The following is a 12,807-nucleotide window of genomic DNA, read 5'->3' as shown; positions in this document are numbered from 1 at the left end:
TCAACATCTCTTTCTTGGGGGAAGACATCCGTGCTGACCGAATCACAATGCCAGGCAGCGGCCGACCTGCTCTGGGACTGCTGGGCCCACAACCGCCGCATCGAGCAATTGCCGGCGCATCTGCAACCGGCCGACCGGCGCCAGGCCTATGACATCCAGGGCCGTCTGGAAGCGCGCAGCTTCGCGCCGCTGGCCGGCTGGAAGATCGCCGCGACCGGCCCGGGCGGACAGCAACTGATCAACGTCGATGCGCCGCTGGCGGGCCGCCTGCTGGCCGAGCGCGTTCATCGCAGCGGTGCCCGCATCACCCTGGGCGACAACCTGATGAGCGTGGCCGAGGTCGAAGTGGCCTTCCGCATGGGTAGCACCCTGGCCCCACGCAGCACGCCCTACTCGCAAGACGAAGTGATGGCGGCGGTGGCGGCGGTGCACCCGGCCATCGAGATCCCGGATACCCGCTATGAGCAGTTCCGCCACGTCGGGGCCGCGCAAATGATCGCCGACAACAGCTGTGCCGACCAGTTCGTACTGGGTGCGCCGGCCAGCGCCGACTGGCGCAGCCTGGACCTGGCCGCCCTGGCGACCTCGGCGACCATCGAGGGCGGCGAGCAGCGCGCCGGCAGCGGTGCCCAGGTGCTGGGCGATCCGTGGGTGGCGCTGACCTGGCTGGCCAATGAATTGCGCGAGCACGGGCTGACGCTGGGCGCTGGCCAACTGGTGGCCAGTGGCTCCACCATCGTGCCGATACCGGTGCGCGCCGGACAGACGGTGCGCGCCGAACTGGGCGTCTTGGGATCGGTGCTGGTGCATCTGGATTAGCGCCTGAGCTGCACGCAATGCAAAAAGGGATGAGCGTGGGCTCATCCCTTTTTGCTATTGGGGCAATGGCCGGATCAATTCGCCTTGTCGGCGCCCGGCTTGAATTCCTCGTAGCGGCGCGCCAGTTCCTGGCGCAGCGACTTGCGGATCACGGCCGCATCGAAGCGGCGCTTTTCTTCCTGCGAGAACGGGCGCAGCGGCGGCACCGGGATCGGCTTGCGCTGGTCATCCACCGCCACCATGGTGAAGAAGCAGCTGTTGACGTGGCGGGTTTCCTGGGTGCGGATGTTCTCGGCGACCACTTTGATGCCAATTTCCATGGAGGACTTACCGGTATGGTTGACGCTGGCCAGGAAGGTCACCAGTTCGCCCACGTGGATGGGCTGGCGGAACATCACCTGGTCCACCGACAGCGTGACCACGTACTGGCCGGCGTAACGGCTGCCGCAGGCATAGGCCACCTGGTCAAGCAGCTTCAGGATGGTGCCCCCGTGCACGTTGCCGGCAAAGTTGGCCATGTCCGGGGTCATCAGGACCGTCATGGTGAGTTGATGAGATGGCAGATCCATGGTGCTTGGCTCTCTCTGTAGTGTGATGGCGATGGGTTGATCTTGGAATGGATGAAACACGGCGCCGGCCGCCTGCACGCTTCCCCGAGCGCGCAGGTGGCCGGCCAGGAAGCTTTCGTGGAGGAAAGCTTCCTGGCCGCGGCCGACATTATCGGCCAGCCAGCCCGGCTATGGCAAAAAAAACTCGCATCATGGGCGGGCCTGTGCCTGTTCAGGCGCGCAGTACCGGCTCGGCCGCCGCGAAATGCTCCTCGCAATTGCGCAGGAACTGCTGCACCGAGGCGCTGATGGCTTCCGGCGACCAGCCGGCGATATGCGGCGTCAACACCACGTTGGGCAGGCCGATCAGGGCCGCAGGCGGCTTGGGCTCGCCCTCGTAGACGTCCAGCGCGGCGCCGGCCAGGCGGCCCGACGACAGGGCTGCGGCCAGGGCGGCGGTATCGACGGTGCTGCCGCGGCCGATGTTGACCAGATAGCCCCGGGGGCCGAGTTCTTCCAGCACCCGCGCATTGATGAGGTGCTGGGTCTGGGCGCCACCGGGAGCGGCCACGATCAGGCAGTCGGCCCAGCCGGCCAGTTGGGCCACGTCCGGGAAATAGTGGAAATCGACGTCATCGCGCTTCTTGCGGTTGCAGTAGGCAATCTCGGCATCGAAAGCGGCAGCGCGGCGGGCAATCTTCCTGCCGATGTTGCCCATGCCGACGATGCCCACGCGCTTGCCGGCCAGTTGCGGCTGCAAGGGGATGGTCTCGCGCCATCCGCCGTCGCGGGTGTAGCGGTCCAGCACCGGGATGTTGCGCACGATGGCCAGCAGCAGGCCCAGCGCATGGTCGGCCACGCAATCTTCGTTGGTGCCGGCGCCGGTGGCGATCTCGATACCGTTGGCCTTGGCGTGGGCCACGTCGATGTTTTCAAAACCGGCACCCAGGGCGCAGACCAGTTGCAGATGCGGCAAGGCGCGCATTTCATCGGCGGTCAGGCCGGTGGAGCCGTTGGTCAGCACCACCGCCACTTTCCTGGCGGGGCCGGCGATCATCTCGTCGCGGCGCGGGCGGTCCGGTGCGTACAGGATGTCGTAATGGGCGGCGATGGTGGCCGTGCTTTCTTCGGAAAGATGAATCAGGACGAGCAGGGGCGGTTTCATGAGGGGACCTGGCAAGACGTGGGTAAGGAAGAGATGAACGAAAAAGCAATGACCGCCATTCTATTGCGAAACCGCAAAGCGGGCCGTACCTCGGTCAGCCATGCTTCATGCGAATTCCATGCCATGCCAGGCCGTGCCATGAAAAAACCCGGCGCACCGTGAAGCGCGCCGGGCCATCGGGGGACCCCAAGTCAGCACTCAGGGCGGGTGCATCCGGTCAATGCCGTGCCTGCTGTTTCTCCAGCAGGTCGTGCGCAGCCTGGCGCGCACCCTGCTCGGCCGCCTTTTCGTCGGCGAAGGTCTGGTCGGGCAGTACCCGCTGCACCGGGAACACCGGGTTGCGGTGCATGGGATTGGCCGAATGGCCGAAGATGGCCACCTGGGCCACCCACTGCTCGCCGCCGATGACGCGCACCCCCGCGTATTCCACTTCGTAATCGCCTATTTGTTCGGTGGGCATGATGGTCTCCTCTGGTGATGCTGTGGGCCGGCTGGCTCAGGCAGCGCCGTCGCTGGCGCGATCGTGCAGATGGGTGATGGCATAGCCTTTTTCGCCGATCTGCAGGAAGGCGTCTTCCGCCTCCAGCGTGAAATGCCGCTTGCCGTCGCGCTCGAAATCCACGTTCTGTTCATGCAGTTGCCAATCGGTATTGGTCACTTCGTCGGGCAGCGGTTCTTCGTGGGGCAGGACGAGGTAGGAAAACAGACCGTCGCCGTCCGGGCGCTTGTACACATCGACTTTCATCTTGGGCCTCCTGGTCGGGTTGAACATGGGCATTGCTTCAAGATGCGACTGGACGACCCGCCATTGGTTCGCCGTGAGGACGCGGGGAGATGCACAAAGCGGGTTGCGCTGTCAGCCTGATCCGACAGCGGCGCCCGGCGAGGGAGGAGGCATGGCTTCAAGATAGCACCGCCATCGGTGCGATGCCACTCGGTGATGTGTGCAGCGCAGCGTTCAGTCCGCCTGCCGCCGCAGCCAGGCCAGGGCGCCGGACAGACTGCGAAAATCAGCCAGGGACCGGCAGGCGATCTGCGGATGGCGCTCGCGCAGCATGCGCGAGAGCGCTGCGCCGGGGCCCAGTTCCAGCGCCACGGTGACGCCCCGTTCGACACAGGCGTCCATGCAGGCGGCCCACTGGATGGGTTCGACCAGTTGGCGCACCAGCAGCGCCTGGGCCTGCGCCGCATCGGTGATGGCCTGGCCGCTGACGCCGGCCAGCAGCGTCAGGCTGGGCGATTCCAGATGACGCGCCGCCAGTTGTGCAGCAAACGGTGCCGTGGCCGCTTGCATCAGTGGTGTATGCGAGGCCAGCCCAACCGGCAAGGCAGAGGTGCGCGCACCCGATCCAGCCAGTTCAGCCGCTGCCGCTTGCAGGGCGGCCTCGGCGCCCCCGGCGATGAGCGTATCCTCGCCCGTGATGATGGCCACATGGCCGCCATGGCGCGCCAGGCAATCCCGGGCACGATCTGTCGGTACGCCGCCGATGGCCATCAATCCTTGAGCGGGCTGCGCGCTGGCGGCCAGCGTCATTGCTGCGGCGCGCTGCGCGGCCAGCGCCACGGTATCGCGCGCCTCGATGACCCCGGCCACCGCATACGCGGACAATTCGCCCACGCTGTAGCCCGCCACCAGTACGGGCGCGCCTGCGATGGCAGTCAAGGGTTCGCGCAACGCCTGCCAGGCGGCAAGCTGGGCGGCCACGATCAGCGGCTGGGCGTTGCGATTGGCGTAGAGCCGGGGGGAATCGGCCAGTACCGCTTCAAGAGGGGCTTGCAAGTGCGCCGGCAGACCGGATTGCGCCAGGAAGGCGCTGGCCTGCGGTTCATCACGCAGCAGGTCGAACATGCCCGCATGCTGCGCGCCCTGCCCCGGACAGAGGATGGCCAGTCGCATGCTCATCCCTTGTCGGCCTCCAGCAAGCTTACCTGATGCACCAGGCAAGCCGCTGCCAGCAGATCGGCCGCACCGCCCGGAGACAAACGCCGGGCCACGAACTCCCGATGGCAGGCCAGCGCTTCGGCTTCCCAGCCAGCCCGCGCGGTACCGCCAGCGGCCAGGAAGGCGGCGCTGCGTTCGCGCACCAGCGCCGCGCCCTCGGCGCCACCGCGATGGTAAACGTTGGTATCGCTGAGTTGCGCCATCAGCGCAAAGAGCGCATCGATCCGGGCGTGATCATCATCGCGCCCGGCAGCAAGGGTGGCCTGCAATTGCGGCAAGGCCACTTCGAACACCGACGGAAAGCCCAAGGCCCCCTCTTCCCGCGCCCCGCCCACGGCATGCTCGGCCGCCACGCGCTGGCCATGGCTGTGCTCGTCGCCACCTGCTGCTGCGGCGCTATGGCGCGCCAGCGCATCGCCCCACTGGATCAGCAAGGTGGCGCGGATGGTGGCTGGCTGCAAGGGCATGTGGCGGGCACGCGCATGGGCCATGGCCGCGCACAGCATGCCCAGCGCGAAGATGGCACCGCGATGCGTATTGACGCCACCGGTAGCGCGCAGCATGCGCTCTTCGGCCTGGATGGCCAGTTTCTTCAGGGTGTGGAAAGGGGCCGCGTCCAGTCCGGCCGCCGCGATCCGGAAAAAATAATGGCGCAACGCGAACAGGCTGCGCAGGAAGGTCTGAGCGGTCATGTCCAGGTGGCTACCATTGTCCACGCGCGACACCAGGCCCGGCTTGGGATAGAGCACCAGTTCCTGGTACAGGCTGCGCACCGCCAGGCGCGCCAGTTGGCGGCAAAAGGCCAGGTTCTCGCGGACGGCCCGGCGCTTCTGGGTGTGATGGAGGGGCCGGGTCAGCGTATCCGCGTGCTGCATCAGGCGGCGCATGCTTGCTCCTGCGGCAGGCTGGCGCGCAATGCACCGACCCGCTCCAGCGCCACGCTGGCGGGACGCTTGACCAGCACCCGGCCCTCGGGATGCGTGCCCAGCACGGCCACCTGCCGCCACTCTTTCCAGGACACGGCAGCCCCGCCAGGGAACAGGATTTCTCCATCCAGCGGCAGGAACATGGCCTGCCAGGCCAGCAGCCGCACACCGGCTTCCAGTTCGGCCTGGCTGCGCGGCGCAAAGAGCAGGTCGATGTCGGAACCGCTGCGCAGATAAGCTTGCGCCGTCACGGCCTGCCAGGCCAGCGAGCCGAACACGGCCAGCGCAATGCCGGCACGGTCCATGTGCTGCTGCAATTCGTCCAGCCCCGGCTGCCAGGCCGAGGGCAGGCCCGGCAGATGCGCGGCCACGATATCGCGCAACAGGAATGGCACACGGCTGGCCGCCACCTCCTGTGCCTGCACCCGCAGGGCGATGCGCGGCTTGTTGCCCTGCGCATCGGGCGGCAAGGCGATGCCGACGCAGAGGTCCTCATCGCTGGCATCCACGTCGCGCCGGCGCACGATCAGCGGCCAGCGCATGCGCTGCCACTGCCGCAGCGTGGCATGCTGGCGGTCATCGCCGCTGCCGGCCAGCAGGCGTTCCCAGCCGGCCTCCTTCAGCCAGAGCAGATGGTGGCGGGAAGCAGCAAGGGACGGCGCGGACTCCATGCTCATCCCTGCAAGGGCGTATCGTTGGCCACTGCGTCGATGACGCGTTGCGCCCATTTGCGGCCGCCACGCGCCAGTCCCGTGGCCGCGCGCGTGTCGGCGCTGCGGTCCTGTGCCAGCGCCTCGACCAGGGACTGGGCCAGGTCGCCATTCCAGATCTCGGCGACACCGCCCATGCGTTGATAATTTTCCGGTCCCGGCGCAAAGACCGGATTGCTCTTGGCCAGTTCGGTCAGCCGTTCTTCCGGCACCTTGGTAATGCGCGCCATCGCCGGCAGGCCCATCACGCGGATGGTGGCGGCAGGCAAGGCATAGCAGGCGTCAGCGATCAGGCCGCTGGTGATGAAGCCGCCCGACAGGGCCTGGTCATACACCAGGCCGACGACGCGGTGGCCCTGGCGACGCGCCAGTTCCACGCACTTGCCGAGGTGTGCCATGTAGCTGTTGATGCCCAGCATTTCATCGCGGTGGCGCAGGCGCTGGCCTTGTGTATCGACCAGGATCACGATGGGCCGGCCCGGATGTTCACGCACCGTCTGCAAGATCACGCTGGCCTGGGCCAGGGCGATCTCGATGCCGATGGGCGTGTGGCCGGTGGTGCCGACCACGGTGACGGTGCTGCCGTCGACCTGGGCCGTGCCGGAGAGGAAATACTCCTGCTCGGTAATGGCATGACCCTGCGGGAACAGGTCTTGCGCGAGCGCGCGCCAGTCGACCTGGGTGGGGGTGACAATTTGACTCATGGATTCCTCTCAAGCCTTGGACGCTATGCGCAGGCGCTCGGCCATGGCAGTGAAGGCGCCGGCTTCCAGCATCGGCACCGCTTCCGGCCGGGACACGCCCAGCTCGGCCCAGATATCCATCGGATCCTCGGCATGGCCGAAGGTGGCGATGCGACGGCGCAGCATGTCCTGTTCGGCTTCCAGCGCGGCCAGCGTCAAGGGCACGTCGCCGGCCTGGGCCAGCGCTGCGATGGCGGCGGCGCGGAAGGCCTCGGTATCATCGCTGACCAGTTGCTGGCAATCACCGATCAGGTAGCGATGCTTGCCGCCCGTGGTGCGCCAGACCAGCGCACGGTCGCGCGAATCGAATTCTTCCACGCCGTTGGCCGTCTCGATCACCTCGGGACCGGACATGGCCAGCCGCCCTTCCTCGGACATGATGATGGTATTGGCACAGCGCGCCACGATGCCCATGCCGCCGAAGCAGCCATTGGCGCCGCCCACCAGCACGATCACCGGGATACCGGCGGCGCGCGCCTCCAGCACCGCACGCATCACCTCGGAGACCGCAATGAGACCAGCGTTGGCTTCATGCAGCCGCACGCCGCCCGTTTCCAGCAGCAGGATCACGCCAGCCGCTTGCCGTGCAATGGCGCGCTTGAGCAGGCCGACCAGCTTGGCGCCATGCACCTCGCCCACGGCCCCGCCCATGAAGCCGCCCTCTTGTGCGGCGGCCATCACGGCACGCCCGCCCAGCAGGCCTTCACCGATGATGACGCCATCATCGAAGGAGACCGGAGCGTCCAGCTGGCCCAGGTGCGGGCTCACCACGCGCTGGGCCGGTGGCAGCAGTTCCTTGAAGCTGCCGGCGTCCAGCACGGCCAGGATGCGCTCGCGCGCCGTGGCTTCCAGATAGCTCGCGCTCATTGGCCTTCCTCCACCATGGCTTCCACGGCCTGGTCCAGGCGCAGGCTGACCACGGCCGGCGTGGCGCCCATGTCGTTGATGGAAATGCGGGTATCGGCCAGTTGCCAGCGCTGCTGGAAGTCGGTCATCACCGCTTCCCAGATGGTGCCGAAGCCGCGCGCGGCGGTCTTGACCTCGATGGCGCAGGCGCCGTTCAGGGGCGCGTTCTCGATCAGCACTTCCAGGTTGCCCGAGCTGACCACACCGACCAGTTCAGGCGCAGCCTTGAGGCGGCGCTGGCCGTGCTCAAAGCGAAAAGTCAAAGTTTCCATAGTGTCGCTTTCGTTGCAGATGGCTTACCAGTTGCGGAAGCGCTTGGGCGGGTTGTACAGCCCGCCGGAAGCCCGCACCAGGTCTTTCATGTTCTTGGCCGCCAGCAGGTCGCGGGTGGCCATGCGCTTGTCGATGCCCAGGTCTTCGGCGCGGCGGATGATGCCGCGGTCGCGCAGGTTTTCGACCATGCGCTTGTCGCGGCCCATGCCCACGGCGGTGTAACCGGCCACGCCGCGAATGGCCTGCTCGCGCTCTTCCTCGGTACGGCACAGCAGCAGGTTGGCGATGCCTTCTTCGGTGAGGATGTGGGTGACGTCATCGCCATAGATCATCACGGGCGGAATCGGCATCTTGGCCTGTTCGCCCAGCTGCCAGGCGTCCAGTTTCTCGACGAAGGCCGGCTGCATGTGTTCGCGGAAGGTCTCCACCGTCTGCACCACCAGCTTCTGTCCGCGCGGGATGGTATTGCGACCGGCGCGCGCCTGCTGGCCGGCCTTGAGCCAGGCTTCACTGGCATGGCGGCGGCCACGGGCATCCGCTCCCATGTTGGGCGCACCGCCGAAACCGGCGATGCGTCCGAGCGTGGCCGTGGAGGAATTGCCCTGCAAGTCGATCTGCAGGGTCGAGCCGATGAACATGTCGCAGCCATAGTGCCCGGCCGTCTGCGAGAAGGCGCGGTTGCTGCGCATGGAGCCGTCCGGACCAACAAAGAAGACATCGGGACGGGCACGGATGTAGTCTTCCATGCCCAGCTCGGAGCCGAAGGAATGCACCGACTCCACAAACCCGGCCTCGATGGCAGGAATCAAGGCCGGATGCGGATTGAGCGCCCAATGCTTGCAGATCTTGCCGCGCAGGCCCAGCGATTCGGCATAGGTCGGCAGGATCAGTTCGATGGCGGCGGTGTCGAAACCGATGCCATGGTTCAGCCGCTGCACGCCGTATTCGGCATAGATGCCCTTGATGGCCATCATCGCCATGAGCACCTGGATCTCGGAAATCTGCGCCGGGTCGCGCGTGAAGAGCGGCTCGATGTAATGCGGCGTGGGCGCCTTGATGGCGAAGCTCACCCAGTCGGCCGGGATGTCCACGCGCGGCAGCTCATCGACAATTTCGTTCACCTGGGCAATCACGATGCCACTGGAGAAGGCCGTCGCTTCGGCAATGGCGGGCGTATCTTCCGTATTGGGCCCGGTATAGAGATTGCCATGGCGGTCGGCAGCCTGCGCGGCCACCAGCGCCACGCGCGGGGTCAGGTCCACGAAGTAGCGGCCGAACAGTTCCAGGTAGGTATGGATGGCGCCGATGTTGAGCTTGCCGGCCGAGGCCAGCTTGGCCAGGCGGCCGGCTTGCGGACCGGAGAAGGAAAAGTCCAGCCGGTCGGCGATACCCTTTTCGAACACGTCCAGATGTTCCGGCAAGGCCAGCACCGAGAACAGCATGTGCAGGCCATGAACCCGGGCCGGATCGAGCGCCGCCAGGCCCTTGGCCAGGAAATCGGCCTGCTTCTGGTTGTTGCCCTCGACACAAACCCGGTCGCCGTTTTCCAGCACCGCATAGAGCAGGTCCGCCAACTTGTCCGCAGGCGCGATCTTGCCCTGCAACTGGCTACCCAATGCGGCGGTGGCGCGCGCCAGCCGCTGTTCACGGTTTGTCTGGCGCGCATTCCACACGCGTTCGCTACTACTCATTTACTTGGCTCCCATCAACAGGTCAGGCAATACGGTCGCGATGCCCGGGAACATGCACAAGAGCAGGACCGCGAGAAACATCAGCGCCAGGAAAGGAATCGTCCCCTTGATGACATCGCCCAATGCGATATCGGGTGCGATGTTCTTGATGACAAACAGGTTCAGCCCCACCGGCGGGTGGATCAGGCCCATCTCCATGACCACGGTCATGACGATGCCGAACCAGATCAGGTCGAAACCGGCGGCTTTCAACGGCGGCAGGATGATGGGTGCGGTCATCAGGATGATCGACACCGGTGGCAGGAAGAAGCCCAGCACGATCACCATGCCCAGGATCACCGCCAGCAGCAGCCATTTCGACAGGTGCAGGTCGACCACCCATTGCGCCGCCGACTGGCTGATGTGCAGGTAGCTCATCACGTAGGAATACAGCAGCGACATGCCGATGATGAGCAGCAGCATCCCCGATTCCTTGATGGTGGAACTCAGGAACGGCGCAATCTCGCGCGGCTTGTAGATGCGATAGACCACCGCGATCAGCACCAGCGCCAGCAGCGCGCCCAGGCCAGCGGTTTCGGACGGCGTGGCCAGGCCGCCATAGAGCGCCACCATCACGCCGATCAGCAGGATCAGGAAGGGCAGCACGCGCGGCAGCATTTCCACCTTCTGCGCCAGCGTGAAATGCTCGTCATCGAGGTAGGCCGACTTGGCCCCGCCTGCGGTGTAGACGGCATGCGCCAATTTGTATTCCTTGCGTGCACGGAAGACGGCATAGCCGGCAAACAGGATCACCAGCAGCACACCCGGCCCGATACCGGCCAGGAACAGGCGGCCCAGCGATTGCTCAGCGGCCACCGCATACAGGATCATGGTGATCGATGGCGGCAGCAGGATGCCCAGCGTACCGCCAGCGGCAATGATGCCTGCGGCAAAACCGGGCGAGTAGCCACGCCGGCGCATTTCCGGAATGCCGGCCGAACCGATGGCCGAGCAGGTCGCGGGAGAAGAGCCCGCCATGGCCGCAAAGAGCGCGCAGGCAAACACGTTGGCAATGCCCAGGCCACCCGGCACCTTGTTCAGCCAGGCGTGGATGGCCGAATACAAGTCCTTGCCCGCTGGTGATTTACCGATGGCCGCTCCCTTCAGGATGAACAGCGGAATGGACAGCAGCGTGATGGAAGCGATTTCTTCATAGACGTTCTGCGTGATGGTATCGAGCGACGATTCCGGCATGAAGAAATACATGAAGCCGGTCGCCACCACGCCCAGCGCGAAGGCGATCGGCATGCCCGAACACATCACCAGGATGGTGACCACGCCATACAGGACGCCCAGGGTCAGCGGACTCATTGCACACCTCCGGCCTGCGGCGCGGGAACGGTGCCGGTGATGCGCACCAGCACTTGCACCAGCAGTTGCAGGGTAAGCATGGTCATGCCCAGCGCCATCAGGGAATACGGAATCCACAAGGGCGGCGCAAAGGTCGACGAGGTGGTCTGCCCTTCCGCCCAGGCTTCATGGAACAGGGCCCAGGATTTCCAGGTGAAGAAGGCGCAGAACAGCAAGGACGCCACATCCACGATGAACATGCGCACCTTGTTGGCCAGCGGCGAAAGCATGCCCGCCAGCGCCTCGATGCCGATGTGGCCGCGCAGCGATTGCACATAGGCCGAGCACAGGAAGATCACGCCCACCAGCATGAAGACCGACGCTTCATCCTGCCAGTCGGTCGGCTGATGGAAGAAGTAACGCACCACCACTGAATAGGTCAGGATGCAAGAGGTGACCAGCAAGGCGATCATCCCCAGGAACACGGCCACCCGATGGTAGCCCTGCAGGAAGGCCGCCAGCCACGCCACCGGGGCGCTGGCCGGGACGGCCGGGCGCGCTGCCGCCGCGCCGGGCATCTCGAAACCGTGGCTCATACGGTCTTCTCCGCCAGAGCCAGCAGCTTGGCGCAGCTGGCGTTACGCCCGGCGAAGTCCTTCCAGGCGGTATTGCGGGCGATGTCCTGCCACTTCTTGACGACCTCGGCGTTCAGGTCGACCACCTTGGCGCCGGCCTTCTGGTAGACCTGGGCCACGGCGATGTCATCGGCCTGGGCGGCCTTGGTGGCGAACTGCTCCATCTCTGCGCCTACCGCCATGATGACGGCTTGCTGATCCTTGGGCAGGCGCTCGAAGACGGCTTTGGACATCATCAGCGGTTCGAACATGTACCAGTAGGCTTTGTCGCGCCCGGTGGTCAGGGCCTTGGCCACTTCTTCCAGGCGGAAGGACATGAAGGAAGTCGAGGAAGTCATGGCCGCATCCATGGCGCCGGTCTGCATGGCGGCATAGATTTCATTGGAGGGCAGCGTCACCACGGCGGCGCCTGCCTCCTTCAGGATCAGGTCCATCTCGCGCGAACCGCCGCGCACCTTCATGCCCTTGACGTCGGACGGATCGACGATGGGCTTGCTGCGCGAGGCCACGCCGCCGGCCTGCCAGATCCAGCTGATGATGACCACACCCTTCTCGCCCAGCACGCGGGCCAGTTCCTTGCCGACCTCGGCATTCTTCCAGGCCGCGCCCTGCTGGTAGGACGTCACCAGGCCGGGCATGAGGCCGATGTTGGTTTCCGGGACTTCGCCCCCGGCATAGTTCAGCGGCACCAGCGACATGTCCAGCGCGCCCTTGCGAAGGGCCGAGAACTGGGCATTGGTCTTCATCAGCGAAGAACCGGGGTAGATCTCGAATTTCAGTGCGCCTTTGGTCCGTTCGTTCACCTGCTGGGCGAACATGCGCACCAGGCGGTCGCGGAAGTCGCCTTCGGTCAGGGTGCCACCGGGAAACTGGTGAGAAATCTTCAGACTGGCCGTTTGCGCCCAGGCGGCGGGCATGGCGGCGGCAAGCGGGGCGGCGGCTAAGGTGCCAAGGAAGTGGCGACGGGTCAATGCGGTCATGCTGGTATCTCCTCCAGGGATTGATGGAACTGCGAGTGTGTTTTTATGCTCTCATCATGTATACAATTTCAGTCGAAACGCATACATTGTCAAGCATAAATCCACTGGAAGACGATCCCTTTACACTGCTTGCCTTAAAA

At 65.6% G+C, this 12,807-nt stretch carries 16 protein-coding genes; 2 read left to right on the top strand and 14 right to left on the bottom strand.

What is annotated here, in order from left to right; genetic code table 11:
• Positions 1 to 30: 30 nt before the first annotated feature.
• A complete protein-coding gene (locus ACVC5H_RS11485) occupies positions 31 to 819 on the top strand; it encodes a 2-keto-4-pentenoate hydratase (RefSeq protein ID WP_489622416.1) in 789 nt (262 codons plus the stop codon).
• Positions 820 to 893: 74 nt separating this feature from the next.
• Here ACVC5H_RS11485 and ACVC5H_RS11480 read toward each other — a convergent pair whose 3' ends face one another.
• Together ACVC5H_RS11480 and ACVC5H_RS11475 are read right to left on the bottom strand one after the other, a co-directional pair.
• Entirely contained in the window at positions 894 to 1,388 is a 495-nt protein-coding gene (locus ACVC5H_RS11480) for an acyl-CoA thioesterase (protein WP_489622415.1), read from the bottom strand.
• A gap of 211 nt (positions 1,389 to 1,599) precedes the next feature.
• A complete protein-coding gene (locus ACVC5H_RS11475; RefSeq protein ID WP_489622414.1) occupies positions 1,600 to 2,532 on the bottom strand; it encodes a 2-hydroxyacid dehydrogenase in 933 nt (310 codons plus the stop codon).
• Positions 2,533 to 2,565: 33 nt separating this feature from the next.
• Between ACVC5H_RS11475 and ACVC5H_RS11470 the strand changes: the two genes are divergently transcribed.
• Positions 2,566 to 2,694, top strand: a complete 129-nt coding sequence (locus tag ACVC5H_RS11470) for a hypothetical protein (protein WP_489622413.1) — start codon at positions 2,566 to 2,568, stop codon at positions 2,692 to 2,694.
• Positions 2,695 to 2,749: 55 nt separating this feature from the next.
• Here ACVC5H_RS11470 and ACVC5H_RS11465 read toward each other — a convergent pair whose 3' ends face one another.
• The 12 genes from ACVC5H_RS11465 to dctP all read right to left on the bottom strand — a co-directional run bounded on the left by ACVC5H_RS11465 (position 2,750) and on the right by dctP (position 12,667).
• Complete coding sequence (locus ACVC5H_RS11465; RefSeq protein ID WP_489622412.1) at positions 2,750 to 2,992, bottom strand: hypothetical protein; 243 nt, start codon at positions 2,990 to 2,992, stop codon at positions 2,750 to 2,752.
• A gap of 36 nt (positions 2,993 to 3,028) precedes the next feature.
• A complete protein-coding gene (locus ACVC5H_RS11460) occupies positions 3,029 to 3,304 on the bottom strand; it encodes a DUF6139 family protein (RefSeq protein WP_489622411.1) in 276 nt (91 codons plus the stop codon).
• Between the two features lie 186 nt (positions 3,305 to 3,490).
• Entirely contained in the window at positions 3,491 to 4,435 is a 945-nt protein-coding gene (locus ACVC5H_RS11455; RefSeq protein ID WP_489622410.1) for an ACP S-malonyltransferase, read from the bottom strand.
• Positions 4,432 to 5,361 carry a triphosphoribosyl-dephospho-CoA synthase MdcB gene (mdcB, locus tag ACVC5H_RS11450; protein WP_489622409.1) on the bottom strand — a complete coding sequence of 310 codons (930 nt, stop codon included), beginning with the start codon at positions 5,359 to 5,361 and terminating at the stop codon, positions 4,432 to 4,434. The genes ACVC5H_RS11455 and mdcB overlap by 4 nt, the downstream gene beginning before the upstream one ends.
• Positions 5,349 to 6,077: a malonate decarboxylase holo-[acyl-carrier-protein] synthase gene (gene mdcG / locus ACVC5H_RS11445; RefSeq protein WP_489622408.1), complete on the bottom strand. Its 729-nt coding sequence runs from the start codon at positions 6,075 to 6,077 to the stop codon at positions 5,349 to 5,351. The genes mdcB and mdcG overlap by 13 nt, the downstream gene beginning before the upstream one ends.
• Positions 6,074 to 6,814: a biotin-independent malonate decarboxylase subunit gamma gene (mdcE, locus tag ACVC5H_RS11440; protein WP_489622407.1), complete on the bottom strand. Its 741-nt coding sequence runs from the start codon at positions 6,812 to 6,814 to the stop codon at positions 6,074 to 6,076. The genes mdcG and mdcE overlap by 4 nt, the downstream gene beginning before the upstream one ends.
• A gap of 9 nt (positions 6,815 to 6,823) precedes the next feature.
• Complete coding sequence (locus tag ACVC5H_RS11435) at positions 6,824 to 7,720, bottom strand: biotin-independent malonate decarboxylase subunit beta (protein ID WP_489622406.1); 897 nt, start codon at positions 7,718 to 7,720, stop codon at positions 6,824 to 6,826.
• Positions 7,717 to 8,031 carry a malonate decarboxylase acyl carrier protein gene (gene mdcC / locus ACVC5H_RS11430; protein WP_489622405.1) on the bottom strand — a complete coding sequence of 105 codons (315 nt, stop codon included), beginning with the start codon at positions 8,029 to 8,031 and terminating at the stop codon, positions 7,717 to 7,719. Before mdcC ends, ACVC5H_RS11435 begins: the two co-directional genes overlap by 4 nt.
• 24 nt (positions 8,032 to 8,055) lie before the next feature.
• Positions 8,056 to 9,723, bottom strand: a complete 1,668-nt coding sequence (gene mdcA, locus ACVC5H_RS11425) for a malonate decarboxylase subunit alpha (protein ID WP_489622404.1) — start codon at positions 9,721 to 9,723, stop codon at positions 8,056 to 8,058.
• Positions 9,724 to 11,073, bottom strand: a complete 1,350-nt coding sequence (locus ACVC5H_RS11420; protein WP_489622403.1) for a TRAP transporter large permease — start codon at positions 11,071 to 11,073, stop codon at positions 9,724 to 9,726.
• Positions 11,070 to 11,648: a TRAP transporter small permease gene (locus ACVC5H_RS11415; RefSeq protein WP_489622402.1), complete on the bottom strand. Its 579-nt coding sequence runs from the start codon at positions 11,646 to 11,648 to the stop codon at positions 11,070 to 11,072. The genes ACVC5H_RS11420 and ACVC5H_RS11415 overlap by 4 nt, the downstream gene beginning before the upstream one ends.
• Complete coding sequence (gene dctP / locus ACVC5H_RS11410; protein ID WP_489622401.1) at positions 11,645 to 12,667, bottom strand: TRAP transporter substrate-binding protein DctP; 1,023 nt, start codon at positions 12,665 to 12,667, stop codon at positions 11,645 to 11,647. The genes ACVC5H_RS11415 and dctP overlap by 4 nt, the downstream gene beginning before the upstream one ends.
• Positions 12,668 to 12,807 lie beyond the last annotated feature (140 nt).

It is taken from the genome of Herbaspirillum sp. Her3, from assembly GCF_057961275.1.
This window is presented reverse-complemented; position numbering and strand designations above follow the sequence as displayed.

Coding starts and splice junctions, on each gene's coding strand:
- mdcB (WP_489622409.1), bottom strand. CDS start 5,361: ATGCGCCGCCTGATGCAGCACGCGGATACGCTGACCCGGCCCCTCCAT.
- ACVC5H_RS11415 (WP_489622402.1), bottom strand. CDS start 11,648: ATGAGCCACGGTTTCGAGATGCCCGGCGCGGCGGCAGCGCGCCCGGCC.
- mdcG (WP_489622408.1), bottom strand. CDS start 6,077: ATGAGCATGGAGTCCGCGCCGTCCCTTGCTGCTTCCCGCCACCATCTG.
- ACVC5H_RS11475 (WP_489622414.1), bottom strand. CDS start 2,532: ATGAAACCGCCCCTGCTCGTCCTGATTCATCTTTCCGAAGAAAGCACG.
- dctP (WP_489622401.1), bottom strand. CDS start 12,667: ATGACCGCATTGACCCGTCGCCACTTCCTTGGCACCTTAGCCGCCGCC.
- ACVC5H_RS11435 (WP_489622406.1), bottom strand. CDS start 7,720: ATGAGCGCGAGCTATCTGGAAGCCACGGCGCGCGAGCGCATCCTGGCC.
- ACVC5H_RS11420 (WP_489622403.1), bottom strand. CDS start 11,073: ATGAGTCCGCTGACCCTGGGCGTCCTGTATGGCGTGGTCACCATCCTG.
- ACVC5H_RS11455 (WP_489622410.1), bottom strand. CDS start 4,435: ATGAGCATGCGACTGGCCATCCTCTGTCCGGGGCAGGGCGCGCAGCAT.
- ACVC5H_RS11470 (WP_489622413.1), top strand. CDS start 2,566: ATGAACGAAAAAGCAATGACCGCCATTCTATTGCGAAACCGCAAAGCG.
- mdcC (WP_489622405.1), bottom strand. CDS start 8,031: ATGGAAACTTTGACTTTTCGCTTTGAGCACGGCCAGCGCCGCCTCAAG.
- mdcA (WP_489622404.1), bottom strand. CDS start 9,723: ATGAGTAGTAGCGAACGCGTGTGGAATGCGCGCCAGACAAACCGTGAA.
- ACVC5H_RS11480 (WP_489622415.1), bottom strand. CDS start 1,388: ATGGATCTGCCATCTCATCAACTCACCATGACGGTCCTGATGACCCCG.
- ACVC5H_RS11465 (WP_489622412.1), bottom strand. CDS start 2,992: ATGCCCACCGAACAAATAGGCGATTACGAAGTGGAATACGCGGGGGTG.
- ACVC5H_RS11460 (WP_489622411.1), bottom strand. CDS start 3,304: ATGTTCAACCCGACCAGGAGGCCCAAGATGAAAGTCGATGTGTACAAG.
- mdcE (WP_489622407.1), bottom strand. CDS start 6,814: ATGAGTCAAATTGTCACCCCCACCCAGGTCGACTGGCGCGCGCTCGCG.